The following is a 25,095-nucleotide window of genomic DNA, read 5'->3' on the forward strand; positions in this document are numbered from 1 at the left end:
TCGTTATAATAAGTGCTACTTTGCGATCGTGGTGGAATTGGTAGACACGCTATCTTGAGGGGGTAGTGCTTCACGGCGTGAGGGTTCAAGTCCCTCCGATCGCACCAAATATTTTAGCCGAGTGATGTTCGTCGTTCGGTTTTTTAATGGTTTGGTCTTTTAAGTAGTTCAAGCAAAATTTGCCAATATGGTGCTGTGCGGTTCTGAGGCACGATTAGAGTATGAACCATCTATCATGCCATTAGAATACAAATAATTTTAACAAAACGCTTGACAACCTAAAAAATCATGATAGAATGGTGTTCTAAATTGATGCGGGGTGGAGCAGTCTGGTAGCTCGTCGGGCTCATAACCCGAAGGTCGTTGGTTCAAATCCAGCCCCCGCTACCACTTTTTAAATCCTTATTGTTTTTACCTACTGGTAACACATGGGGTATCTTATCAAGCAGATAAGATTAGGCTAATAAATCTAAAGCCCACCAACAAGAGTTTTGTGGGTTTTTTTGTATTTGTCATTTACAGATGATACAATACAAACAGGTCATTTTTATTAAAGGACATACCAAGCAATATGAAACCATCGAGTAAAATCGCTGAATTGACCGAGCTGATCGCACCTGCTGTGCGTGCGTGCGGTGTTGACCTGTGGGGTATTGAGTTCATGCCACAAGGTCGCAAATCTTTGCTCCGTATCTATATTGAGGTCGATGCCAAACAGCGTGCCAATGGCGAGCATATCACCATTGAGGATTGTTCGGCGGTCAATCATCAAGTGTCAGGTGTGCTTGATGTGCATGATCCGATTGCAGGCGAATATATTTTGGAGGTGTCAAGTCCTGGCTTTGACCGTCCGCTATTCACACCTGAACAAGTTGCCTTATTCATCGGTGAAATTGTCAATTTGCGTCTGATTCACGCCATCGGACAAGGCGATACCAAACGCCGTAAGGTCGTAGGTCGCTTGATGACGGCAGGCGAGAGCAGTATGACGGTTGTTACTGAAGATAAGCTAGAATTTGAGATTGAATTTAATAATGTAGATAAAGCACATTTGATCTATGAAGGCTGATGCTTTTAGTGCTTTATTTATCAATAAGATTAACCGAAAATTAACCCAAAGGGTGTTATATGAGCCGTGAGATTTTGACCGTTGTTGAGACGGTAAGTAACGAAAAAGGGCTAAATCCTGAAGATATTTTTGAGGCGATTGAGCAGGCGTTAGTTGTCTCTACCAAGAAAAAAGTTTATACCGAACAGCCAGAAGTTGCCATTCGTGTATCAATTGACCGTAAGACGGGCGATTATGACACTTACCGTTATTGGACGGTTGTGGCAGATGAAGATCACGAGATGCCAGCTTGTCAGCTTGCCATCAGTGATTTGGATGAAAATGAGTGGAAAATCGGCGATATCAAAGAAGAGCAAATTGAATCCATTGAGTTTGGTCGTATCGCTGCTACTCAAGCCAAGCAAGTCATCATACAAAAGATTCGTGAAGCAGAGCGTGCATTGGTTGCCGATGCTTTTGAAGCACGCATTGGCGAGCTAATCACAGGCGAGGTCAAAAAACAAAGCCGTGATGGCTATGTGATTGACTTAGGCGAGAATGCTGAGGGCTATCTTGCCAAAGAACAGTCTTTGCCAAGAGAGATGTTGCGTCCAAAATCACGAGTAACCGCTTTATTGTATCAAGTGAACCGTGATGGTCGTGGCTCACAGCTTTTATTGTCTCGTACAAACAAAGATATGCTGATTGCCTTGATGACCAAAGAAGTGCCAGAGATTAGCGAGGGCATCATTGAGATTCGTGATGTGGCTCGTCTGCCAGGTATGCGTGCCAAGATTTCTGTAAAAACCAATGACCATCGCATTGATCCTGTGGGTGCGTGTATTGGTATGCGTGGCACTCGTATCCAAGCGGTACAGCAAGAGCTAGACGGTGAGCGTGTTGATGTCGTGGTGTGGAGCGATGACCCTGCCCAATACATCATCAGTGCCTTAGAGCCTGCCGATGTGTCAAGCCTTGTACTAGATGAAGACGCCAAAACTGCCGATATTATCTTTGCTACCAATGACCAGTTGGCTCGTGCCATTGGCTCACAAGGACAAAATGTTCGCCTAGCATCAGAACTGACAGGCTATAAACTTAACATGATGCTAGAGTCTGAATACCTAGAGCGTCAAGCGTCAGAATCGGAGGCGACCATCAGCCTATTCTACGAGCGTTTAGAGGTGGATAGAGACTTGGCAGAGGCACTGGCGGAGATTGGGTTCTCTAGCATTGAAGAAGTCGCTTATGTACCTGTTGAGACTTTCTATGATATTGACGGTTTGGACGATGAAGTGATCGCCACCATTCAAGAGCGTGCCAAAGAAATCGTCATCGCTGATGAGCTTGAAAAACAAAAAAACATCAAAGAACCAAGTGCTGAGTTGCTTGCTTTAGAAGGCATGACCACTGAGATTGCCTATAAATTGGCTGAGCGTGATGTTATTACGCTAGACGATTTGGCAGAGCAGGCGGTATTTGACATTGAGGACATTGAAGGTCTAGATAGTAAACTTGCAGGCGATCTTATCATGAGTGCACGCCAATCGTGGTTTGAATAACCATGCGTGCCGCCTGTGCGAGTGCCTTATAATGGGTGCCTTTGCATTGAATTAGTCGCTTGCCAAAACACCTAATTTGCGTGATTTGGCAAGCCATCAGATAAATTGGCAATGCTACAAATTTGGTATTGCCTTTGCCAAGAATTAGGTGAAAAACATGGTAGATAATACCCAAGATAAAGAAAATAAACGCATCAGTATTAAATCAAAAACCACTTCTACTGCCAAAGTAACTGGAACATCAGGTAAAGCTAAGGCGGTCAATGTCGTCAAAACCAAAAAAATCGTCTTTGAAAAACCTAACGCTAACAAAATCGCTGAAGAAGTCGCTGCCCAAGCAAAAGCGGCTGAAGAAGCACGCCTAAAAGCCGCCGAAGAAAAACAAGCCGCCGAACGCAGCAAAAAAGAAGCAGCAGAGCGTCAAGCAGCAACTTTGGCTGCCATGCGTGCTAATACCCAAAGCGGTACGCCAGCAGAAGTATCAAGTGCTACCGTTGTGGTCAAAAAAACCAAAAAAGACGACAGCACCAATAAAGCTGACAACAAATCAGATAAAAACAAAAAAACTGCCAAGCCTAGCAAGGTTGAGACACCAGAGGTGAAAAAAGCTCGCTTGGCTCGTGAGGCAGAAGAAGAAAAACTACGCCAACTAGAAGCAGAAAATCGCCGTAAGGCAGCCGAAGAGGCTCAAAAACGCACGCTTGAGCAGATGAAGCAGATGGCAAGTCGTTATTCAGAAAAAGACGATGCCACTAGCACCATCGTGCGTAAAGATGAACCGCTTGCCAAAGGCTTGGTAGGTGCTGCACTAGAAGAGTCGTTTGAAAAAGAGCGTCGTGAGATTAAGCGTGGTGCAAGCACCAATAACGCTCGTGGCAAAGGCGGTAAGAAAAAAGGCAAAGAAGAGCTTGAGATTCGTCCTAAACAGCGTGGTCTAAAATCTTCGCAGTCTAACAAGCATAAGTTTGAAATGCCTGTTGAAAAAATTATTTATAATGTTGAGGTGGGGCAGTCCATCGTTGTTTCTGACCTTGCCCAAAAAATGGCGGTCAAGGTGCGTGAGGTCATCAAATCACTCATGAAAATGGGTGAGATGGTGCGTGAATCTGACACCATTGACCAAGATACTGCAGGTCTTGTGGTTGAAGAATTTGGTCATAATTTGGTATTGGTCTCAGACACCAAGCTAGAAGACGACCTACAAGAGTCTGTAGATGAAAAATCGGGCAATGTACAAGCTCGCCCACCTGTAGTTACCATCATGGGTCATGTTGACCATGGTAAGACATCGCTACTTGATAAGATTCGTGAGGCGAAAGTCGCCAGTGGCGAGGCAGGTGGCATCACACAGCATATTGGTGCATATCATGTAACAACTGACCGAGGGGTGATTACTTTCCTAGACACACCAGGTCACGCCGCCTTTACTGCCATGCGTTCTCGTGGTGCACAGGCAACTGATATCGTGGTTTTGGTGGTGGCAGCTGATGATGGCATGATGCCACAGACCGAAGAGGCGATTGACCATGCTCGTGCAGCAGGCACACCGCTGATTGTCGCCATCAACAAGATGGACAAAGACACTGCCGATCCAGACCGTGTCATCAACGAGCTTGCGGTTAAAGAAGTAGTGCCTGAGGCATGGGGCGGTGATGTGCCTATGATTCAAGTCTCTGCCAAGACAGGCATGGGTATTGATGAGCTACTTGAGACCATCAGTATCCAAGCAGAAGTCATGGAGCTTGAAGCACCGATTGATGGTGCGGCACAAGGCGTGGTCATTGAATCACGCATTGACAAAGGTCGTGGTGCGGTGGCAAGTTTACTTGTCAAAAAAGGCACGCTGAACCAAGGCGATTTGGTGTTGGCCGGTGAGTTCTACGGCAAAGTTCGTGCCATGAATGACGAAAACGGTCAGCGTATCAAGACGGCAGGTCCATCAATTCCTGTAGAGATTTTGGGTTTGCCTGATGCACCGATGGCAGGCAGTGAGTTTTTGGTGGTCTCTGATGAGAAAAAAGCCCGTGAAGTGGCAGATTTCCGTGCTGCTCGTGAACGAGAACGCATCTTAGATCGTCAAAACAAGATGCGTCTAGACATGCTATTTGAGAACATGGGTAGTGAAATCTCAACGCTGAACATCATCTTAAAAACCGATGTGCGTGGCTCGCTAGAGGCTCTATTGGGTGCATTAGATGAGCTATCGACCGATGAGGTGAAAGTGCGTGTCATCAGCTCAGGTGTGGGGGCGATTAGTGAATCCGATGTGATTTTGGCGGAGTCTAGTGAAGCGGTATTGCTTGGCTTTAATGTGCGTGCCGATACAGCAGGCAAACGCAAGGCAGATGAAGCAGGGCTAGATATTCGTTATTATAGCGTGATTTATGGCTTGATTGACGATGTCAAGGCGGCGATGAGTGGTATGCTTGCTCCTGAACACCGTGAAAAAATCTTGGGTATTGCTGAGGTGCGTGAAGTATTCCGCTCAAGCAAGTTCGGTGCGGCGGCAGGCTGTATGGTTCAAGAAGGTGCCATCTATCGCAACAAGCCTATCCGTGTTCTGCGTGATGATAAGGTTATTTTCACAGGTCAGCTACAATCACTGCGTCGCTATAAAGACGATGTGAATGAAGTCAAATCTGGTATGGAATGCGGTCTTGCGGTCAAGGGCTATGAAGTCGCTGCTGGCGATAAGATTGAAGTCTTTGAGATTCACGAAGTAAAGCGTGAATTATAATCGCTAACGATCAACAAAACCCTACTGATGTAGGGTTTTGTTCTTTATAAAAAATATATTATACTAGCCACAACATATTACAATCATTGCAATCAGTCATTCCAAATAAGGAAAACATTATGAATCAACGCCTACAACGCCTAGCTGATCAAATTCAGCGTACACTGTCTGTACTTATCCGTGATGAGATTAACGACCCCCGTTTGACAGGGTTTGTAACCATCTCTAGTGTCAAAGTTAGCCCTGATTTGGGTTATGCTGATGTCTATGTAACGATTCTAGAACCGACCCAAGACGGTGGCATGAATATTGATGCACATCGTGAGAGCTTAAAAGTCTTAAAAAACGCCGCAGGATTTTTGCGTACCGAACTCTCTCACACGATGAAAACTCGCACCACGCCACGCCTAAGATTTCATTATGATGAAGTAACTGCACATGGTAACTACATGGCAGCCCTTGTTAGCGAAGCCATGAAAAAAACAGGCGAGAGTGTGAGTGAGACGGACGAGTGATGGCTAAACAAATCGTCTCAGGTGTATTACTGCTTAACAAACCCAGTGGCATCAGCTCGCATACCGCCCTTGCTCAAGCCAAACGCCTGTTCATGTCGGCAGAATTTGACAGCAAAAAAGCAGGGCATACAGGTACGCTTGACCCAATGGCAACAGGGCTTTTGCCGATTTGTCTGGGTGAGGCGACCAAATTTAGTGCCTTTGGGCTAGATGCTGACAAGGGCTATACCGCCATCATCAAGCTAGGCAGTCAGACCGACACAGGCGATAAAGAGGGTCAAACCATCAAAACTGCCCCCATACCGCCCTTTGCTCAAGAGCAATTAAACGACATTGCCCACTTGCTTACAGGTAAGCAGTTGCAAACTCCGCCCATGTATTCTGCCCTAAAAAAAGACGGCAAAAAACTCTATGAATATGCTCGAGATGGCATTGAGGTGGAGCGAGAGGCTCGCCCCATTGTCATTCATCATCTAAAGTTAACTTGGCTAAGTGATGATGAGATTGCCCTTGAGGTCATCTGCTCTAAGGGTACTTATGTGCGAGTATTGGGCGAGACGATTGCTAAGAGACTAGGGACGGTGGGGCATCTGATTGCCCTGTACCGCACAAGCACAGGTGGATTTGAGGTCGCAAGTGCGATCAGTCTTGATGAGCTATTAGGTTTGTCTTTTGATGAGCGTTTTGACAAACTGCTACCGATTGATGTTTTGCTTGGCCATTTACCCATTATCCAGTTGACCACTGACGAAACTGCACGCATCAAAATGGGGCAAAGACTTAACATTAAAGACCGTATGAGTAGGCTTGATGTCGCCCATGAGAGTTGTCAAGTTCGCCTGTATCATGATGATTGTTTTGTGGGGCTTGGGCGACTAGAGACAAATGGGCGATTACAGCCTTTGCGATTGGTGGCATAATTAAAAGTCAAGTTTGTTTTGATAAATATGTTTGCCAAAACAGTGTGTTTGACCATTAAGTGTATCGGTTGTCCATGTAATCATACAATTTTGGTTGCAATCTGTCAGCTGTTAGCATAAAATACCCAAGTTTTTGATTGCATGCCCATCACTGCCTGTTTTTATGATGTCGGTGATTGGCGATATTATCTAAAAATATGATTTGGGTACAAACTTTTTTGCAATATTTAAGGTATGATTTATGAAAAAATTACTCTCAATGCTTGTGATGACCAGTCTGTCTGCAACAGCAGTTGCCAATGTTACTAATGGTGCTAATACCTATGTACAAAGCTCAGTGGGCGTATCTAGCCTAAACAGTAAAGATATCCAAAGCAAAATCAAAGATAAAGATATGACACTTTCTGTGTCTGTTGGTAAAGATTTGGGTGCGGTACGCTATGCGGTGGATTATACCAATTTTGGTAAAATTCAGCACACCGAAACAGGCTTTGCTAATGATCCAAATGACTACCGCAAAACTACCCTAAAAGCACATTCATTGGGGGTGTCTGCTATCTATGACTTGCAGTCTTATTCAGGCTTTACGCCATATGCTGGCGTTCGCTTGGCTGCTAACAAACTAAGTTTTGATAGAAATTATAGAGTGACCGCCGATAAGCCACATTACCCATCTATCAGTGCCAAGAAAACTCAAATAGGCGTGGGTGCTGTGGCGGGTGTGTCATATGCTGTTAGTCCACAATGGACGATTGATGGTGGTGTAGAATATAACCATTTGGGTAAAGTAGATAACTTTAAAATCAAGGAATATGGTGCTAAAGCCAGCTTGCGTTATGCTTTCTAAGTTTTAAAAACCCCTTGTTTTTTCTAAGTTTTAAAAAAGTCCCTTGTTTTTTGGCAAGGGGCTTTTATTTTTTTGAGCTTTATAACAAGTATACATAGAGAGCGATTTTTATAACGCAAAGATAATTTTTTGTAATATTTCTTTAATTTTCACTTGCAAAATATTGCAGGGGGGTATAATAGCTAAGCTTTTGTAAAAAAGTGTATTTCTTCACAGACCTTAGGCTTGACTAAGGTGATTTTTAAGGAACAATGATGAAAAAAGTTACTTTTAGCTACCCTAGTGGCAAGCATTTCAACTCTAGCGATGGCTGATACCGGCAGTGTGTATGTTCAGGGTAATGTTGGTGCATCAAAACTAAAAATTCAAGATAATGGGACGTATGGTAAGGCGGGATTTGGTATTGCAGTTGGTAAAGATTTTGGTGCGACACGCTATGCGTTAGATTATACCAATTTTGGTAAAATTAAAGCAAAAGGCTTGATAGGAGAGCGTGGTAGGCCTGACTATGACGAATGGACGGAAACCTTGAAAGTTCAGTCAGTGGGTGCATCTGCTTTTTATGACTATCAAACCAACAAAGGTTTCACACCATATACAGGTGTGCGTATTGGCATCAATCAACTCAACTATCAAGAAGAAGGGTTTAAGACTATCATGTCAACAGATGGCTCTTTGAAGAATGAAAATTATAATGAATCAAAGAAAATGACCAAACTTGGTACAGGTATCACTGTTGGTGCACAGTATGCTCTAAATTCACAGCTTACACTAGATGTGGCGACAACTATTTAGGCAAATTTGATGGTACAGCAGTCAACCAATACGGTGCTAAAGTTGGACTACGCTACAATTTCTAATTTTTTAATGGAATTGTTAAAATCCCTTTGTTCTTCACGCAGAGGGATTTTTGATTTTGTGATTTTAAAATGACTTTTTAAAATTTTTGTGTTATAATCAACCCATGTGCCGATAGGCTTAGGCAAACCTTAGCAATGCGATGTTTGCCTGTACTTTTTTGCATTGCGTATTTTTAAGGATTAGTCATGCTAACCAATCAACAACGTGAAGAAATCATCGCTAAATTCAAACGAGGCGAGAACGACACAGGTAGCCCAGAGGTGCAAGTAGCTCTTTTGACTGCTCGTATCAATGACCTACAAGGTCACTTTAAAGCTCACAAAGCTGACCATCACAGCCGTCGTGGTCTGATTCGTATGGTAAACCAGCGTCGTAAGCTACTAGACTACCTAAAAGGCAAAGACCTAGACCGTTACACTACTCTTATCAGTGAACTTGGACTACGCCGTTAATGGGTGTTTGGGTTTTACTGTTGGTTTTTGCCAGCAAACCCTAAATGAAAAACGGTGTTTTTATGAACGCCGTTTTTTAATTTTTTAAAATCCTAATTGCAGTGCCTTAGAATGCTAATGCCTGAATTTTAAAGCCATTGATCTAAAAATCAAGCATTAGCCTTTTATGGTTTGCAATTAAAGTTATAAGGAAACCTTATGTTTAACATTATTCGTCAAGAATTTCAATATGGCAATCAACAAGTCGTCCTAGAAACAGGTCGTGTCGCTCGTCAAGCGAACAGTGTGCTTGTACATATGGGTGATGTTTCTGTACTGGTGGCAGTGGTTGTACGCCTAGAAGCTGTTGCAGGTCAAGAATTTTTCCCATTGACTGTAAACTACCAAGAAAAAATGTACGCTTCTGGTAAGATTCCAGGAGGCTATGGCAAGCGAGAAGGTCGTGCATCAGAATTTGAAACTCTGACCAGTCGTTTGATTGACCGTCCTATCCGTCCGTTGTTCCCAGAGGGCTACTATAACGAGATTCAAGTTACCGCTACCGTCATCTCATCAGGCAAAACCCAAGATGCTGATATTGCAGCGATGATTGGTGCGTCAGCAGCACTGGCGATTAGCCCTGCACCGTTCAACGGTCCGATTGGGGCGGCTCGTGTGGGCTTTATTGGCAATGAATACATTTTAAACCCAAATCTTGCCCAAATGAAAGACAGCTCGCTTGACTTGGTTGTTGCAGGAACAAAATCAGCCGTGTTAATGGTTGAATCAGAAGCTGATGAGCTGTCTGAAGACCAAATGCTTGGGGCGGTGCTATACGGACACGCTCAGCAGCAAATCGTTATTGATAACATTAATGCTTTTGCTCAAGCCGTTGGCAATGCCAAAGCTGAGTTTGTTGCTCCTGCCATCAACGAAGAGCTAAACAACACCCTAAAAGAGCAGTTCACCGCTAAAGTGAGCGAGGCTTATACCATCACTGTTAAACAAGACCGTTATGCTCGCCTAGACGAACTTGCCAAAGAAGCATTGCTACTGGCAGGGGACGAAACTGCCGAAGACCATGCCGACAAGGTAAAAGAAATTAAAGAGCTGTTTGAAACCCTAAAATACCGCACCGTGCGTGATAATATCCTATCAGGTAAACCCCGTATTGATGGGCGAGATTTAGACACCGTGCGTGCTTTGGACATTCAGGTGGGTGTATTGCCTTATACGCATGGTTCAGCACTCTTTACTCGTGGCGAAACCCAAGCACTTGTTACTACCACGCTTGGCACAACTCGTGATGTGAGCTTGGTTGATACCTTGTCAGGTACTAAACAAGACCATTTTATGCTTCATTATAATTTTCCGCATTATTCGGTGGGCGAGACAGGTCGTGAGGGCGGTCCAAAACGCCGTGAAATTGGTCATGGTCGCTTGGCTCGTCGTGGTGTACAAGCAGTGTTACCAAAGGCGGATCGCTTCCCTTATACCATTCGTGTGGTATCAGACATCACTGAGTCTAACGGTTCGTCATCGATGGCGAGTGTTTGTGGTGCTTCATTGTCGCTTATGGACGCTGGCGTTCCGCTAAAAGCCCCAGTAGCAGGTATTGCTATGGGTCTGGTTAAAGAAGGCGATCGATTTGCTGTACTCTCTGATATCTTGGGCGATGAAGATCACTTGGGCGATATGGACTTTAAAGTGGCAGGTTCTGTCAATGGTATCACTGCCTTGCAGATGGACATCAAAATTGAGGGCATCACTCCAGAGATTATGGAGCAAGCCCTACGCCAAGCACACGCAGGTCGTATCCATATCCTAAATGCCATGAATGAGGTCATTGCAACTTCTCGCACTGAAATCAATGCCCATGCACCAAACTACGCCACCATTGAAATCAACCCTGAAAAAATCCGTGATGTCATTGGCAAAGGTGGTGCAACCATTCGTGCCTTGACCGAAGAGACAGGTGCGACAGTTGATATTGATGACAATGGCACCATTCGTATCTTTGGTGAATCTAAAGCCTCTACTCGTGCTGCCATTGCCAAGATTGAGGCGATTACTGCCGAAGTGGAAGTGGGTGTGGTCTATACAGGAACAGTGGCTCGCATCGTGGAGTTTGGGGCGTTTGTTACCATTTTGCCAGGTACAGATGGCTTAGTACATATTAGCCAAATCTCTGATGAGCGTGTAGAAAATGTTACCGACTACCTAACCGAAGGTCAAACGGTCAAGGTACAGGTTCAAGACATTGACAATCGTGGACGCATCAAATTGACCATGAAAGGCATTGAGCAATAATCTGCTTTCATGCAGTCATCATGCTAGCATTATGGCTAATCATGATAAGCATAAAACCACTCCGAATGGGGTGGTTTTGTTTTGTTGGACTTTTTGGGCAGATTTCTTTATACTGCCAAATTTTTTACATCATCAAGAGGGGGTGGTATGCTCATCAATTTTGCCAAGCATTTTTCAAAAGACGCATGGTTTGGTAATGTGCGTGGCGATGTGTTGTCAGGGCTTGTGGTGGCACTGGCACTCATTCCAGAGGCGATTGCTTTTTCTATCATTGCAGGGGTGGATCCGCAGGTGGGGCTGTACGCATCGTTTTGTATTGCGGTGGTGATTAGCTTTTTTGGTGGTCGTCCTGCCATGATGTCGGCAGCAACGGGGGCGATGGCGTTAGTCATGGCAACTTTAGTTAAAGAGCATGGGCTACAGTATTTACTTGTTGCGACGATTTTGACAGGAGTTTTGCAAATCATCGCAGGCTTCTTAAAACTTGGGCTGCTTATGCGGTTTGTGGCTCGTGCGGTGGTGGTAGGCTTTGTCAATGCGTTGGCGATTTTGATTTTTATGGCACAGATGCCTGAGCTTATCGGTCATGGCATGACAACCTACGCTCTCGTGGTGGCAGGTCTTGCTATTATTTATCTGTTTCCACGCCTGCCCATCATCGGCTCGTTGTTGCCATCTCCTTTGGTTACCATTGTCGTTTTGACGGCGGTGGCATATGTCATGGGCATGGATATGCGGACGGTGGGTGATATGGGCAAGCTACCTGATACATTGCCTGTGTTCTTGTTGCCTGATGTGCCTTTTAATTTACAAACTCTGATGATTGTGTTGCCGTATTCATTTAGTCTTATGGCGGTAGGATTGCTAGAATCTTTGATGACTGCCACCATCGTTGATGAGATGACTCAAACCGATAGCGACAAAAACCAAGAATGTAAGGGGCAGGGCGTTGCCAATATTGTGGCTGGGCTGTTTGGTGGTATGGCAGGTTGTGCGATGATAGGTCAGTCTGTCATCAATGTCAAATTAGGTGGTCGCACTCGTTTATCCACTTTGCTTGCTGGGGTATTTTTGCTCATCATGGTGGTGTTTTTGAGTGATTTATTAAAAATTATTGCCATGCCAGCACTTGTGGCAGTGATGATTATGGTGTCTGTTGGCACATTCAACTGGCAGTCAGTCAAGGAGCTAAGAACGCACCCCGTTGGTTTTAACATCGTGATGATAATCACGGTTGCAATCGTGGTCTATACCCACAACCTTGCTTTAGGCGTGTTTGCAGGTGTGCTGTTATCAGCGTTGTTTTTTGCCAATAAAATTGGGCGTTACCTATCGGTACGCCCTTTGCCCACAGGCGATGATGACAGTATGGCGTATGCAGTCATCGGTCAGGTGTTTTTTGCGTGTGCTGATGAGTTTGTGGCAAGTTTTGATTATCAGGCGGTCAAGTCGGTGAGTATTGATTTAACCCATACTCATTTTTGGGATGTTACCGCTATATCATCTCTTGATAAGGTGGTGCTAAAATACCGCAAACTTGGGGTGGCGGTGGATGTCATTGGCTTAAATGAAGCCAGTAAAACCTTAGTGGATAAATTTGGTACGCACGATAAGGAAGTTGATGTGGATATTTTGACCACGCACTAGCAAAGCCTTTTAATATGTCATGGCATGGGGTGATGGTAGGGCTTATTGAATGCGTAAGAAACCGATTAAACAATCATCATGCCCTATGGTGTGGTGTTGTTTCACTATATTAAAGTGTATTATTTTTATTTTCAATCTTACAGCGAGAGTTGAAATGCTATAATTATAACCTACCATCAGGCATTCGCTTGGTGATTTAGTTGTTATTATTTTTAATGGATTGTATTTTGAATCGCTCATCTGCCAAACCATCGGAGTTATCCACTCGCCCACTGCCATTTTGTGTTGTCATGTCTGACCATCAACATCATCGCTTGCCCAAGCAAAATCAGCAGCTGCACAACAACCCATGGCTGCGTTTGGCATTTTTGATTATGGGTTTTATTTTTGTGGGATTTGGTATTGTGGGGGTGGTTTTACCAGGTGTGCCGACAACGGTGTTCATTTTATTGGCAGGCTATTGTTGGGCAAAAAGCTCACGACGCTTTCACGCAAGGCTCATGAATCACAAGGTTTTTGGTAAGATATTAAGAGACTGGCAAGAGAGACGAGCCATGCCCCGTTTCGCCAAATATTTGGCGTGGGGTATGATGCTGTTGTCTTGTGTGCTGATGTTCTTTCGTCTGCCTGATGGTAGGCTATGGCTTGGTGGGCTATTTATGGTGCTGTGCTTGGGCGTGGGGATTTGGATGGCAAGATTGCCTGATGCCTAAATCAATCACAAAAATATCCGCAACAGCTGACTGTGCGGATATTTTTATTGACTATAATGGCAATAATTAAATCAGGTGTTTAGATTTGTTTGGTGCCAAAAATCTTATCGCCTGCATCACCAAGACCAGGAATGATGTAGCCATTTTCATTAAGATGACTATCTAGGGCGGCGGTATAAATTTTAACATCAGGGTGAGCATCATTTACCAGTTTCACGCCTTCAGGGGCGGCGACCAGAACAAGAGCTTTGATGTTGGTGCATCCATGCTTTTTGAGCATATCAATGGTAGCAACCATACTACCGCCTGTAGCGAGCATTGGGTCTAGAATCAGAGAAGGGCGTCTGTCAATGTCGCTGACAAATTTCTCAAAAAATGGCACAGGCTCAAGCGTCTCTTCATCTCGTTGCAAGCCGACAACTGAGATTTTAGCAGTGGGTAACAGGTCAAGTACACCGTCAAGCATACCAATACCAGCACGCAAGATAGGCACAAGCGTTACTGTCTTGCCCTTAATCTGCTCTCCGTCAATCTCACCACACCACCCTTGCATTTTAAAGGTTTCAATCTCAAAATCACGGCTGGCTTCGTACGCCATCAATCTGCCTAGCTCTTTGGTTAGGGTGCGAAACCGATAAGTGTTGCACGAAGCTGCACGCATCAAGGATAGCTTGTGGCGGACTAAAGGGTGGTCGATGACTTGAATGTCTAAATTGTTCATGGGGTTTATGCTCTACTTGGTTTAGTTCTGTCTTAATTCTTTGTATATGATACCAACTGTGGGGTGATTTTAAAATAGTTGATTGACGATTCTTGTATAAAAGTTTCCTGTTTGATGATGGCAAGGCTTAGGCTTGTTGGTTTTGGTAATAAAATGGACAATCAAGCCTAAGTGGGCAAGGGGGATTAAAATCAATTAAAGATTGGTCAGGGTTAAATCTCCATCTTTAATTAGCCCTTTGCGACGCATAATGCGAGAGATGGCGAGTGTCAAGATGGCGGGTAGTATCACATGAAACAGCACAATAAGCATCAGTGTATGCACACTAGCTCCCATTGCCTCTATCGTGCCAACTTGCCCCACCAAGCCTGAAGTACCCATACCAGCACCGATGGGAATGTTGGTCATGCCAAAAATCACCGTAGCAATCGGTGCAAGTATCGCCCCTGCCAATATGGTAGGTAGCCAAATATAAGGGTTTTTTAGGATATTTGGCATCTGAATCATGCTTGTACCTAATCCTTGAGAGATGATGCCAGAGATGCCATTGTCTCGATAGCTCATCGCCGCAAAGCCTATCATCTGGGCAGCACAACCAACTGTCGCCGCTCCTGCTGATAGGTCGGATAACCCCAAGCTGATGGCGATGGCAGCACTAGAGATGGGCAGGGTGAGTAGCATACCCATAGCGATGGCAATGACGATGCTCATCAAGATGGGTGAAAGAGCCATGGACCAGCTAATAAAATCACCCAAAGAAGTCATCAGACTTGAGATGGCGGGAGCGATGAGTTGGGCGGTTGTCACGCCTGTAATCAGCGTGATGGCAGGCGTGATGATGATGTCAATAGGGGCGGTCTTATAAAACAGCTTACCAATCTCTGCCCCAACCACTACAGCGACCAATGCCCCAACCACGCCGCCAAGTTCAGCACCAACCAAGCCTGTAGCAACGCTAGCAAACAGCACAAGTGGTGGTGCTTTTAGTCCAAAAGCAACCCCCGCCCCAATCGCTGCCCCAACTGCAGCTTGGGCGTGTGTGCCGACATTGACCAATGGTGCGATGTTTGCCCAAGTGCCGATGTTCTTTAAAATCAGTCCAATGATGAGTGAACTGAACAATCCAAGAGTCATGCCATTTAGGGCGTCAATGCCATATCTACGCCAAGACAAGACGATGTTTTGGCGTTCTAGGTGAGTGGTGATGTTAAAGTTACGCATAGATATATAGATACGGCTGATGGTGAATGATGAGTTTTGGTGGAGCTGACCTTAGTTTTTTTCAGGTCGTATCCAGCCACTGATGGTGGATTGTCGGCCACGAGCGATGGTCAGCTTATTCTCCTCACAATCTTTGGTGATGACCGAGCCTGCCCCAATGGTGGCTTTATCGCCCACCACGACAGGGGCGACCAATACTGCATTAGAACCAATGCGTACTTCTTTGCCGATGGTGGTCTTGTGTTTATTGACGCCATCATAATTGGCAGTAATCGTGCCAGCCCCCACATTGGTACGCTCGCCCACAGTACTGTCTCCTAGATACGCCAAATGATTGGCCTTTGCACCGCTTGCCATTTGGGTATTTTTAAGCTCAACAAAGTTACCGATATGAACATTGTCCGCTGTTACTGCGTTTGGACGAAGTCTGGCGAATGGTCCAATCTTGTTAGCCTCACCTACGATTGCATTTTCAAGAATGCTATAAGGAGCAACCACTGTATTGCTTGCAATGGTGGTGTTTTTAATCACACAGCCTCCTTGGATTTTGACATTGTCGCCAAGTATGCAGTCGCCCTCAAAAATCACATTGATATCAATCTCAACATCTCTGCCGACTGTTAGATTGCCACGCAAATCAAAGCGAGTGGGGTCAATGATATGCACGCCAGCTTGCATGAGCTGATTTGCTTGATGGATTTGCCAAGTGCGTTCTAATTGGGCTAGCTGTAAACGGTCATTGACACCCTCAATCTCAAAAGCGTGTGTGGGCGATACGGTAGCAATATCAATGCCATCGTCCACCGCCATTTTGACAATATCGGTTAGATAATACTCGCCTTGGGCGTTATTGTTGTTTAGGTTCTTTAGGTATTTATGCAGGATTTCGTTTGCTACGCAGTACACACCGCTGTTGATTTCGGTGATTTGTCTTTGGGCGTCGGTGGCGTCTTTTTGTTCAACAATGGCAATGACTTTGCCATCTTGGCGAATGATTCTGCCCAGTCCAAATGGGTTGTTTACGCTCATGGTTAGCATGGCAAAGGGGCTGTCATTCTCCACCAATTTACTTAAGGTATCTACGCCAATCAAAGGCACATCACCTGATAAAATCAAGCTTTTTCCTGTACTTGGCAGTACAGGTAAGGTCATCATGACAGCATGCCCTGTGCCTAACTGCTCAGCTTGCTCTACCCAATCAATACTTTCATTTGAAAACACATTTTTGACTTGCTTGCCTTCAAAGCCATAAATGATGATGTTCTGTTGACTGCCTAGTTTTTTGGCGGTGTCTAAGACATGACCAAGTAAAGGCTTGCCTGCTAAAGGTTGCAAGACTTTGGGTTTGGTAGATTTCATGCGGGTGCCTTTACCTGCTGCCATGATGATGACGCTAAGCATGATAGATCCTTAATGGGTATTTTTAATAACCAAAATATAAAATGATGAATGTATGCTTTGGTTATTTTAGCATATAATAAGTGCAAGATAACAGTTGGTTTTGGTCATCTGGTTGTTTTTCAGCCATCAACTGTTAGCATCAGTTCGCCGTTGAAATGATGATGCGTCATCAGACTCTTTTTTGCTACTTGTCTTATGGTGGCTTAATCATTTGGATAATTACTTGATAATGTTGATAATATTCCCATGAGTTTTATGAAACCAAGCCAATCAGAATACACAAATGTCCGAGTGCCTAGCGATAAGCTGTTGGGCGGTTCTCATTTTGCTGCCACTTATGCTGCTGAGCATGTGGCTGGTGGGGAGTTTGTGATTGGGGCGGCTTTTGCAGCTTGGGGTGCATCTCCGATGGCAGTACTCGTGGGGCTTGTCATGGGCAATCTGCTGGCAGTGCTAAGCTGGGCTTGGGTGTGTGCACCTGTGGCAGTGCGTGCCAGATTGACTTTGTATGAATATCTGTCTCGCACGGCAGGCGTGGGTTTTGTGCGTGTGTTCAATGTGGTGAACGGTCTTATTTTCCTAGTCATCGCAGGGGGTATGATGACCATATCCGCACAAGCGATACAAGGGATAATAGGACAGCCCCCTCAGATGAATTGGTATCCTAGCAGTATGCTGTTTGTCATTTTGGTGGGGTTTGTTGGTTTGATGGTTGTACTAATTAGCCTTATGGGGTTTAGACAGCTGACAAATTTTGCTCGGTATGTTTCGCCTTATCTGTTTGTTATTTTTGTTGTATGTGCTTTGGCAAGTTTACCAATTTTATGGCAATCAGGGAAACAATCAGGCTTGTCGTTTGGTGAGATTTTTTCTACTTATTTGTGGACGCCGTCTTCTGATAATAGGTCGCTTAGTATGTGGCATATTGCAGTTTTTACATGGGGGCTAAATCTGCCTTTGCATCTGGGCTTGGGTGATATGAGCACATTGCGATTTGCTAAGAAATGGCGATATGGCTATCATTCGGTATGGGCGTGCTATGGCGGTCATTTTGTGGCATGGGTGGGGGCAGGTATGCTCGGGGCGGGCAGTGCCATATTACTGGGCGTGTCTGTACATGAACTTGACATCGGTGGGGTGGTTGTGCCGATTTTGGGGTTGGCAGGGGTATTGGCGGTGGTACTGGCATCGGTTACTACTGCTGTGCCTAGTTTGTACCGTGCGGCATTAGCCTTTGATGCTTTATGGCACTTGGGTTTTACTAAGACTGTATTGTTGCTTGGCGTGCTGACGACAGCAGTGGCGTGCTTGCCATTGATTTTTTTGAAGTGGTTGGATTTGATGGCGTATTTTAATATCGTCATGGCACCTGTGGGAGCAATCATTGCTTGTGAGCATTTTATCCTACCTCGTCTGGGCGTGCGACCGTTTTGGTATGGGGGTAAATCTGCCAACATAAGTGCAATCAAGACTTGGCTGTTTGGGCTTTTGCTTGCTGTCATCTTGCTGATGAGTGGCGTGCATTTGTTTTTTGTATTCATTCCTGTTTGGTTTTTATGCGTGGCGTTTTATGCACTCATGGCGTATCCTCGAGCACAAAAACAAACCGTCCACTATTCGCTCTTATACGATGTGGCTTATGGTGCTGATCAGGATATCTGTGTGCCGCAAAGACACCATCAACAACCTAAATCGGCATTTGGTCGTTTTATTGTTTTACTGGCGATGCTGATGATGTGCCTGCCTTTGTATGTGTCAGACCCAGTTTCTATGTTGGGCGTGTTTCAACTTGGGCTGTTTGTTTTGAGTGTGCTGTATTTTGTGATAGTTGGTCATCAGATGAAGCATGAAAACAATAACAACGCATGAGATGCTTGGCTATGTGTCACAAAATAGATGAGCCAAGCTGAACTAAGCAATGATAAATCTGCTTACCAAAACCATCAATATCCCTGCCATCACCCCTGCTAAGACATCATCAATCAAAATGCCAAATCCGCCAGAGACATTTTTATCCACCCATTTAATGGGAAAGGGTTTAATAATATCAAAAAAGCGAAACAAGATAAAAGGAATGATGAACAACACAGCAAGCAAAGGGTGCATCAGCACCGACTGCACTGGATTTTTATCCGAGCAAAGCAACCAAACGCTTGGTAATAACGCTATCCACATTCCCACCCATTCATCAAAAACGATATGTGGGTCATCATGCACATTCATCAAATCCGAAGTTTTACCGCAAATATGACTACCCACCAAACAACCAATGAGCGTTATGATTAAAAAACCCCAAAATCCCAACAACAACATTGGTAGGGCAATCATCAATCCTCCCAAAGTCCCCCAAGTGCCTGCCGCCCGTTTTGGCAAGCCAGAGCCTAGACCGATACCAAGCCAATAAACGCATTTTTCCCAAAGTGTGGCGGAACTTGGGCAAGGTGGGCAAATGTTAGATTTATAAATATTGGGTTTATGGCTCATAATAATTGCCTTATCGGTAAAAAGGTTGGTTAATAAATTTTTTGGATTGGGCATTGATTGTTGATATTATCGCTTTTTAAACCATTCATCAAAAATGTTCCCAGCCCTGAATAGCAATATCCACTTTTTGATGGCGGTGGTACAGTTGTAAGCCTTGTTGTTCTGTAATCTTGCCAATCTTGAAAATTTGGTTGGGGTGAAGAGCATTGAATTTATCAAAGTTGTCTTTTGATATTGTAAAGCACAGCTCATAATCATCACCCCCATTTAAAATGTGTTGATATTTTTTATCAAAAGGCAGGGCATCCACCTCATCATCGCAGGGAATATCCTCCAGATGAAGCACTGCTCCGACACCGCCGGCTGTTAAGATATGCCCCAAATCTTGCCCCAAGCCATCTGATATGTCAATCATACTACTGGCATAACCGACCAGTTTTTGACCTAAATCCACCTTAGGCATGGGCAAATCCAACGCATTTTGTAAGGTGGTTTGTTGTCCAGTTAAAATGTGTGATAATGCTAGGCTTGCTGTGCCGATGTTACCACTGACACAAATCATATCGCCAATTTTTGCCCCACCTCGTTTAATAGCCTGTCCTTTTTTGACAAAACCTAAAGCGGTAACACTGATGGTCAAGACATCTGACTTTGTGGTATCGCCGCCGATTAACTCTACATGAAATTGATTGCAAATATCTGACACACCCAAAGCAAATTCTTTTAGCCAATTTGCATTGTTTTTGGGTAAAGACAGTCCCAACAAAATTGCATAAGGTGTAGCTCCCATACTGGCAAGGTCGGATAAATTAACCGCCACCGACTTATAACCGATGGCATAAGCGGTGGTTTCAAAGGCGAAATGTCGCCCTGCAATCAGCGTATCCATGCAACTGACAAGCTCGGTATTGGCTGAAATGGTGCTGACAGCACAATCATCACCAATCCCTAGTACGGTATTTTGGTGTCGGTTGGTGCTGTTTTTAAAATGCGTATTGATTAAAGAAAATTCGGACATTATGGGTATTCTGGTCGGATGATGAGTCTTAAAAGCACATGAATCACAATCTAATTGATGTTTGCCATATGATGATGGTTAGACTGTTTGGCTTGACTGTACCTATATTATAAAAATAGCGAAAAAACCAATAACAATGGCACGGTTAATAAAAGAGTGGTTGCTTTTAAACCTTTGAATATCTACATTGTTTTTGAAATTTTTAAAAATCCCTGCTTAGCAAACAGGGATTTTTAATGAAAATTTAGCATTTTTGGTGTGCCGTTTTTATCGGTGTGCCACTTTTGGATTTAGTCCAGATTTGGCAGGGGGTTTGTATCAGTAGAATGTAAGTTGGCACCTTGTTTTTCGCTAGCACGCACCTCTTTGGCATATCTGTCTAAGATGGCATTGATGAACTTATGCCCATCGGTTGCCCCAAAGTGAGTATTTAACTGCATGGCTTCATCTAACACTACCTTGTATGGAATGTGCAGGCTGTGTTTTAATTCGTATGCACCGATGAGTAGTACGGCTTTTTCGATGGTATCTAACTTGTCAAAATTGCGGTCAAGATAACGAGAAATATCCACAATCAACTCGCCTGCCTGTATGGGAATCTCACGCATTAGCTCATGATAATAGCCTAGATGCACTGTGTGCATGGCATTTTCGCTACGAGTACGGGCGACAATCGTGTGTGGCTCATTACCACCTAATAAATCACGACTCTGTGTGGCAAAACGATAATCGGTCATCAGCCATTCATACAGACCTTGCACTGCAAATCGGCGAGCCTTACGCACGGCGGTGTAGCTGGTTTTATAGCCTGTTTCGTTGATGTTGAATTGGTCGTTGGTGGTGTTCATAATATACCTTAAAATAAAATAGTGCTACATTGAAATCATCTTTCAATGGAAAAATTGGAGCAAGGTGCGATATTCAATGCTGTTACTGATGAAAAACCGCCCCAATACCAGATTATTAAATCGCCTTTAATACGCTTGCCATCTCAATGGCAGTCATGCCAGCTTCATAGCCTTTGTTGCCTGCTTTGGTGCCAGCTCGCTCAATGGTCTGTTCGATGTTTTCGGTGGTAAGAATGCCATTGATGACAGGAATGTCATAATCTAGAGCAACTTTAGATAAGCCTTTGGCAGACTCGCTAGCTACGATGTCAAAATGTGGTGTCGCTCCACGAATAATCGCACCCAAAACGACGATGGCGTCATATTTTTTTGATTTGGCGAGTTTTTGAGCGGTTAAAGGCAATTCAAATGCCCCTGGCACACGCACGACAGTGATGTTTTGACCTTGTACGCCATGACGCAATAGGGCGTCTAATGCCCCTTCTACCAAACTCTCAACCAAAAATCCGTTAAAGCGACCGACAGCGATGGCGATGCGTAGGTCTTGATTTTGGTCTAAAGCACCATCAAGGTGAGTGACGGCAGATTTTTGGGTGGTGTAGTTCATAGTTGACTCGTTTTTTACTAAAAAATGGGTATAAAATTTTGCTTATGATAGCATATTTTGGCAAAAATAGGGCGGTTCTCGTGCGTTTTGGTTGCGACCAAGTGGCTTTTCTGATGGTAAATAAGTTGGTTTTATTTGTCTTTCGCCCAATCCATCAAAGGCGGACAGAGATGCCTTGTTCTGCCATGTACTGTTTGGCTTCAAAGATGGTATGGTCGCCAAAGTGGAAGATGCTTGCTGCTAGCACCGCATCAGCACCGCCTTGGAGTACGCCATCGGCTAGGTGTTGTAAGTTGCCCACGCCACCTGATGCAATGACAGGGATATTCACAAGATTGCTAATGGTGCGTGTGAGCAACAAATCATAGCCTGCTCGTGTGCCATCGCCATCTATGCTAGTAACAAGTAGCTCGCCTGCTCCTCTTTTGGTCATCTCAACCGCCCATTCAACCGCATCAATGCCAGTAGCACGGCGACCGCCATGTGTAAAAATCTCAAAACCAATGCTACCATCTGCTCGTACCACTCGCTTGGCATCAATAGAGACCACGACGCACTGAGAACCAAAGCGAGCGGCGGCATCGCTGACCAGCTCAGGGTTGGTGATGGCAGCAGAGTTGATACCAACCTTGTCCGCTCCAGCGTTTAGCAGATTTCTGATGTCGTCAATTTTACGCACGCCACCACCTACTGTCAGTGGAATAAAGATATTTTTGGCGATTTGTTCTACCATATGATAGGTGGTGTCTCGCCCATCGCTGGTGGCGGTGATGTCCAAAAAAGTAATCTCATCGGCACCGTCATTATTGTAGCGAGTAGCAACCTCAACAGGATTGCCTGCATCTTTAATGTCCACAAAGTTTACACCCTTGACAACTCGACCATTTTCAACATCAAGGCAGGGGATTAGGCGTTTTGCTAGCATGATTTTCTCTTGTATGTGATATCTGATTTGTTGCACTTATTATGACAATAAAGGCGTATTTATACAACCATCTTGGTAGAGATTTTTTCTTGGGGCTTATTTATTGATCAATTTGATTGTTTGTACTGCCTTTTTTACATCATTATTTTTTTATTGTCATTTTTATTCAAGATTTTTAAATCTCTAGCCTAGTTGCTAGCAGATTAAAACCACCTATCTGGTGGTTTTTTATGGTAAATTTATCCAAAAAGTTTTAAAATAGCCATTTTGGCTGATTTTATTTTATCCATTATTACCGAGAGCCTGCCATGTCTGTCTATACCCACCTGTCTGATGATGAATTTTTTGCGTTTTGTGGTTTGTTCGGTGTGAAGTTTAATAAAGCCATTCCCATCACGCAAGGTATCAAAAATTCTAATTGGTTTATCCAGACCGATACGGACAGTGGTGAGAGCTTCTCTTATGTGTTTACTTTATACGAAGAGCGAGTGCCTGCTGATATTATTAAAATGGCGACCGTCATGCACGCCCTAAAAGACAAGCTACCGATCGCCTCGCCACTCATCAAGCTGACCGCTAAGGGTCAAAATATCGGCGAAGATTGTGTCATGCGATATGAGAATAAGGCGATTTTGGTGGTGCCAAAATTATCAGGTTCACACCCTGCCAATACCGATGAATCCATGTGCTTTGAGATGGGAAAAGCATTGGCAACTTTGCATCAGACCCTAAAAACCTTAGAGCCTGCCGAAAAGTACGGCGTGCCACTTTATGACTGGACAAGGGTCAAAGACCGTGAGACCGCCTATATGCCCTCTGATGAGGCTCGTCTTATGAATGACATCTGGACAGCTTATGCCAATCTGCCTGATGATTTGCCAAAAGGCTTGTGCCATTTGGATATGTTTACGGATAATACGCTGTGGGACTTTTCAGATGATACGGCTAGTCTAACAGGACTGCTTGACTTTACAGAGGTATCGGTTGAGCGTTATCTGATGGATATTGCCATTACCATCAATGATTTTTGTACCACTTGGGGTAATGCGACTGATGGCGAAAGCGTCAATTTTAGCACTGATAAAATGACGGCTTTTATTGACGGTTATGAAAGCATTCGTCCGCTTACCAATGATGAAAAAATTGCCCTGCCTGTCATGCTTGCTTACTCTGCCGCAATCTTTTGGTTGCTTCGCCTAAATGTTATCCACTATAATCGTGAACAAGGGCGTACAGGCGATGACATTATGGTAAAAAACCCTGATTTGATGAAACGGCTGGCGAGTTTGCATTGGGGGCGTGCTGTCCGCTCATGAATTTAGCCCAAAGCACCTTTATTGATTTGTTTGCAGGTATTGGCGGTTTTCATCAAGCTCTAAGCCATTTTGGGGCAACTTGCGTGTTTGCCAGTGAGATAGACCGCCACGCCTGCCACACTTACCACGCCAATTATGGCATCATGCCACATGGCGATATCACCCAGATTGCCGAACACGACATTCCTGCCCATGATATTTTGTGTGCAGGATTTCCCTGTCAGGCGTTTTCTATCTCTGGCAAGCAAAAAGGCTTTGATGATGTGCGTGGGACGTTGTTTTTTGATATTGTGCGTATCATTAAACACCACACCCCCAAAATCGTCCTATTAGAAAATGTCAAAAATCTCGCCAAGCATGATAATGGCAATACCCTAAAAGTAATATTAGCTCATTTAAATGACTTGGGCTATCGTGTGCATTATCAAGTATTAAACGCATCGCATTTTGGTGTACCTCAAAACCGAGAGCGGATTTACATTGTCGGGTTTCATGACAGCCTACAACAAGATGGCTTTACTTTTCCCATTGGCGATAATTCCCCGATTTGTGTTTTGGATATTTTACAAAATCATTCCCATATTGCCCCAATACAGCGTGATGATGTTATTTTTAAAAATAATTATCAAGCCATTTTTGATAAACATGGCAATAAAATATTACCCAACAAACCCATTCAAATTGGCATTGTCGGTAAAGGCGGACAAGGCGAGCGTATTTATCATACGGACGGTCATGCCATTACGCTATCGGCTCATGGCGGGGGCATTGGGGCAAAAACGGGACTGTACCACATAGACGGACACATTCGCAAACTCACCCCCAGAGAATGTGCCAGATTACAAGGCTTTGGTGATGATTTTATCATCAACCCAAAAGACGCCCAAGCCTATAAGCAGTTTGGCAATAGCGTGGCAATTCCTGTTTTAAAAGCCATTTTAAAAAACATCAAATCATATTAGG

At 44.3% G+C, this 25,095-nt stretch carries 20 protein-coding genes, 2 tRNA genes and 2 pseudogenes; 16 read left to right on the forward strand and 8 right to left on the reverse strand.

Features of this window, described 5'->3' with window-relative positions; genetic code table 11:
* Positions 1-22: 22 nt before the first annotated feature.
* From ACERC6_RS06280 to ACERC6_RS06340, 13 genes and pseudogenes are all read left to right on the forward strand, one after another.
* Positions 23-107: transfer RNA gene (locus ACERC6_RS06280), tRNA-Leu, on the forward strand.
* Between the two features lie 206 nt (positions 108-313).
* Positions 314-390: transfer RNA gene (locus ACERC6_RS06285), tRNA-Met, on the forward strand.
* A gap of 181 nt (positions 391-571) precedes the next feature.
* Positions 572-1,069, forward strand: a complete 498-nt coding sequence (gene rimP, locus ACERC6_RS06290) for a ribosome maturation factor RimP (RefSeq protein ID WP_284673511.1) — start codon at positions 572-574, stop codon at positions 1,067-1,069.
* A gap of 59 nt (positions 1,070-1,128) precedes the next feature.
* The gene (gene nusA, locus ACERC6_RS06295) at positions 1,129-2,610 is read left to right on the forward strand and encodes a transcription termination factor NusA (RefSeq protein WP_373628217.1); all 1,482 of its coding nucleotides are present in this window, start codon (positions 1,129-1,131) and stop codon (positions 2,608-2,610) included.
* A 178-nt stretch (positions 2,611-2,788) separates the two neighbouring features.
* Positions 2,789-5,347: pseudogene (infB, locus tag ACERC6_RS06300) on the forward strand (translation initiation factor IF-2); the annotation flags it as partial.
* Positions 5,348-5,466: 119 nt separating this feature from the next.
* On the forward strand, positions 5,467-5,862 hold the full coding sequence (locus ACERC6_RS06305; protein ID WP_284673509.1) for a ribosome-binding factor A: 396 nt from the start codon (positions 5,467-5,469) through the stop codon (positions 5,860-5,862).
* Positions 5,862-6,782, forward strand: a complete 921-nt coding sequence (gene truB / locus ACERC6_RS06310) for a tRNA pseudouridine(55) synthase TruB (protein WP_373628218.1) — start codon at positions 5,862-5,864, stop codon at positions 6,780-6,782. Before ACERC6_RS06305 ends, truB begins: the two co-directional genes overlap by 1 nt.
* Before the next feature lie 241 nt (positions 6,783-7,023).
* The gene (locus ACERC6_RS06315; protein ID WP_373628219.1) at positions 7,024-7,629 is read left to right on the forward strand and encodes an opacity family porin; all 606 of its coding nucleotides are present in this window, start codon (positions 7,024-7,026) and stop codon (positions 7,627-7,629) included.
* 276 nt (positions 7,630-7,905) lie between these two features.
* Positions 7,906-8,424 (forward strand): annotated as a pseudogene (locus tag ACERC6_RS06320) (opacity family porin); the annotation flags it as partial.
* A gap of 251 nt (positions 8,425-8,675) precedes the next feature.
* A complete protein-coding gene (gene rpsO / locus ACERC6_RS06325; protein ID WP_284673505.1) occupies positions 8,676-8,942 on the forward strand; it encodes a 30S ribosomal protein S15 in 267 nt (88 codons plus the stop codon).
* A gap of 198 nt (positions 8,943-9,140) precedes the next feature.
* The gene (pnp, locus tag ACERC6_RS06330; protein WP_284673504.1) at positions 9,141-11,231 is read left to right on the forward strand and encodes a polyribonucleotide nucleotidyltransferase; all 2,091 of its coding nucleotides are present in this window, start codon (positions 9,141-9,143) and stop codon (positions 11,229-11,231) included.
* A gap of 147 nt (positions 11,232-11,378) precedes the next feature.
* Positions 11,379-12,878 carry a SulP family inorganic anion transporter gene (locus ACERC6_RS06335; RefSeq protein ID WP_373628220.1) on the forward strand — a complete coding sequence of 500 codons (1,500 nt, stop codon included), beginning with the start codon at positions 11,379-11,381 and terminating at the stop codon, positions 12,876-12,878.
* A gap of 290 nt (positions 12,879-13,168) precedes the next feature.
* Entirely contained in the window at positions 13,169-13,591 is a 423-nt protein-coding gene (locus tag ACERC6_RS06340) for a YbaN family protein (RefSeq protein ID WP_373628221.1), read from the forward strand.
* Between the two features lie 79 nt (positions 13,592-13,670).
* On the opposite strand, the gene upp is transcribed toward ACERC6_RS06340, so the two are convergent.
* The 3 genes from upp to glmU all read right to left on the reverse strand — a co-directional run bounded on the left by upp (position 13,671) and on the right by glmU (position 16,937).
* Positions 13,671-14,312, reverse strand: coding sequence for a uracil phosphoribosyltransferase (gene upp, locus ACERC6_RS06345; protein WP_284673501.1), 642 nt, complete (start codon positions 14,310-14,312; stop codon positions 13,671-13,673).
* Between the two features lie 195 nt (positions 14,313-14,507).
* Positions 14,508-15,533, reverse strand: a complete 1,026-nt coding sequence (locus ACERC6_RS06350; RefSeq protein WP_284673500.1) for a PTS transporter subunit IIC — start codon at positions 15,531-15,533, stop codon at positions 14,508-14,510.
* Positions 15,534-15,584: 51 nt separating this feature from the next.
* Positions 15,585-16,937: a bifunctional UDP-N-acetylglucosamine diphosphorylase/glucosamine-1-phosphate N-acetyltransferase GlmU gene (gene glmU / locus ACERC6_RS06355; protein ID WP_373628249.1), complete on the reverse strand. Its 1,353-nt coding sequence runs from the start codon at positions 16,935-16,937 to the stop codon at positions 15,585-15,587.
* Positions 16,938-17,189: 252 nt separating this feature from the next.
* Between glmU and ACERC6_RS06360 the strand changes: the two genes are divergently transcribed.
* On the forward strand, positions 17,190-18,803 hold the full coding sequence (locus ACERC6_RS06360; protein WP_373628222.1) for a hypothetical protein: 1,614 nt from the start codon (positions 17,190-17,192) through the stop codon (positions 18,801-18,803).
* 42 nt (positions 18,804-18,845) lie between these two features.
* On the opposite strand, the gene ACERC6_RS06365 is transcribed toward ACERC6_RS06360, so the two are convergent.
* The 5 genes from ACERC6_RS06365 to hisF form a co-directional block, all read right to left on the reverse strand.
* Positions 18,846-19,421, reverse strand: coding sequence for a phosphatidylglycerophosphatase A (locus ACERC6_RS06365; protein WP_373628251.1), 576 nt, complete (start codon positions 19,419-19,421; stop codon positions 18,846-18,848).
* Between the two features lie 85 nt (positions 19,422-19,506).
* Positions 19,507-20,436 (reverse strand): thiamine-phosphate kinase, encoded by a 930-nt coding sequence (gene thiL, locus ACERC6_RS06370; protein ID WP_373628223.1) that lies wholly within the window; start codon positions 20,434-20,436, stop codon positions 19,507-19,509.
* Between the two features lie 290 nt (positions 20,437-20,726).
* Positions 20,727-21,284, reverse strand: coding sequence for a transcription antitermination factor NusB (nusB, locus tag ACERC6_RS06375; protein WP_373628224.1), 558 nt, complete (start codon positions 21,282-21,284; stop codon positions 20,727-20,729).
* A gap of 115 nt (positions 21,285-21,399) precedes the next feature.
* Positions 21,400-21,891: a 6,7-dimethyl-8-ribityllumazine synthase gene (gene ribE / locus ACERC6_RS06380; RefSeq protein ID WP_284673496.1), complete on the reverse strand. Its 492-nt coding sequence runs from the start codon at positions 21,889-21,891 to the stop codon at positions 21,400-21,402.
* Between the two features lie 154 nt (positions 21,892-22,045).
* Positions 22,046-22,819 carry an imidazole glycerol phosphate synthase subunit HisF gene (hisF, locus tag ACERC6_RS06385; protein ID WP_335342694.1) on the reverse strand — a complete coding sequence of 258 codons (774 nt, stop codon included), beginning with the start codon at positions 22,817-22,819 and terminating at the stop codon, positions 22,046-22,048.
* A 305-nt stretch (positions 22,820-23,124) separates the two neighbouring features.
* Between hisF and ACERC6_RS06390 the strand changes: the two genes are divergently transcribed.
* Both ACERC6_RS06390 and ACERC6_RS06395 read left to right on the forward strand, forming a co-directional pair.
* Positions 23,125-24,132 carry a homoserine kinase gene (locus tag ACERC6_RS06390; protein WP_373628225.1) on the forward strand — a complete coding sequence of 336 codons (1,008 nt, stop codon included), beginning with the start codon at positions 23,125-23,127 and terminating at the stop codon, positions 24,130-24,132.
* Positions 24,129-25,094: a DNA cytosine methyltransferase gene (locus ACERC6_RS06395; protein ID WP_373628226.1), complete on the forward strand. Its 966-nt coding sequence runs from the start codon at positions 24,129-24,131 to the stop codon at positions 25,092-25,094. Before ACERC6_RS06390 ends, ACERC6_RS06395 begins: the two co-directional genes overlap by 4 nt.
* Position 25,095: the final 1 nt, after the last annotated feature.

Origin of the sequence: Moraxella sp. E33BD (genome assembly GCF_041807865.1) — a bacterium.
Lineage (GTDB): Bacteria > Pseudomonadota > Gammaproteobacteria > Pseudomonadales > Moraxellaceae > Moraxella > Moraxella haemolytica.

Coding starts and splice junctions, on each gene's coding strand:
- rimP (WP_284673511.1), top strand. CDS start 572: ATGAAACCATCGAGTAAAATCGCTGAATTGACCGAGCTGATCGCACCT.
- nusA (WP_373628217.1), top strand. CDS start 1,129: ATGAGCCGTGAGATTTTGACCGTTGTTGAGACGGTAAGTAACGAAAAA.
- ACERC6_RS06305 (WP_284673509.1), top strand. CDS start 5,467: ATGAATCAACGCCTACAACGCCTAGCTGATCAAATTCAGCGTACACTG.
- truB (WP_373628218.1), top strand. CDS start 5,862: ATGGCTAAACAAATCGTCTCAGGTGTATTACTGCTTAACAAACCCAGT.
- ACERC6_RS06315 (WP_373628219.1), top strand. CDS start 7,024: ATGAAAAAATTACTCTCAATGCTTGTGATGACCAGTCTGTCTGCAACA.
- rpsO (WP_284673505.1), top strand. CDS start 8,676: ATGCTAACCAATCAACAACGTGAAGAAATCATCGCTAAATTCAAACGA.
- pnp (WP_284673504.1), top strand. CDS start 9,141: ATGTTTAACATTATTCGTCAAGAATTTCAATATGGCAATCAACAAGTC.
- ACERC6_RS06335 (WP_373628220.1), top strand. CDS start 11,379: ATGCTCATCAATTTTGCCAAGCATTTTTCAAAAGACGCATGGTTTGGT.
- ACERC6_RS06340 (WP_373628221.1), top strand. CDS start 13,169: ATGTCTGACCATCAACATCATCGCTTGCCCAAGCAAAATCAGCAGCTG.
- upp (WP_284673501.1), bottom strand. CDS start 14,312: ATGAACAATTTAGACATTCAAGTCATCGACCACCCTTTAGTCCGCCAC.
- ACERC6_RS06350 (WP_284673500.1), bottom strand. CDS start 15,533: ATGCGTAACTTTAACATCACCACTCACCTAGAACGCCAAAACATCGTC.
- ACERC6_RS06360 (WP_373628222.1), top strand. CDS start 17,190: ATGAAACCAAGCCAATCAGAATACACAAATGTCCGAGTGCCTAGCGAT.
- thiL (WP_373628223.1), bottom strand. CDS start 20,436: ATGTCCGAATTTTCTTTAATCAATACGCATTTTAAAAACAGCACCAAC.
- nusB (WP_373628224.1), bottom strand. CDS start 21,284: ATGAACACCACCAACGACCAATTCAACATCAACGAAACAGGCTATAAA.
- ribE (WP_284673496.1), bottom strand. CDS start 21,891: ATGAACTACACCACCCAAAAATCTGCCGTCACTCACCTTGATGGTGCT.
- ACERC6_RS06390 (WP_373628225.1), top strand. CDS start 23,125: ATGTCTGTCTATACCCACCTGTCTGATGATGAATTTTTTGCGTTTTGT.
- ACERC6_RS06395 (WP_373628226.1), top strand. CDS start 24,129: ATGAATTTAGCCCAAAGCACCTTTATTGATTTGTTTGCAGGTATTGGC.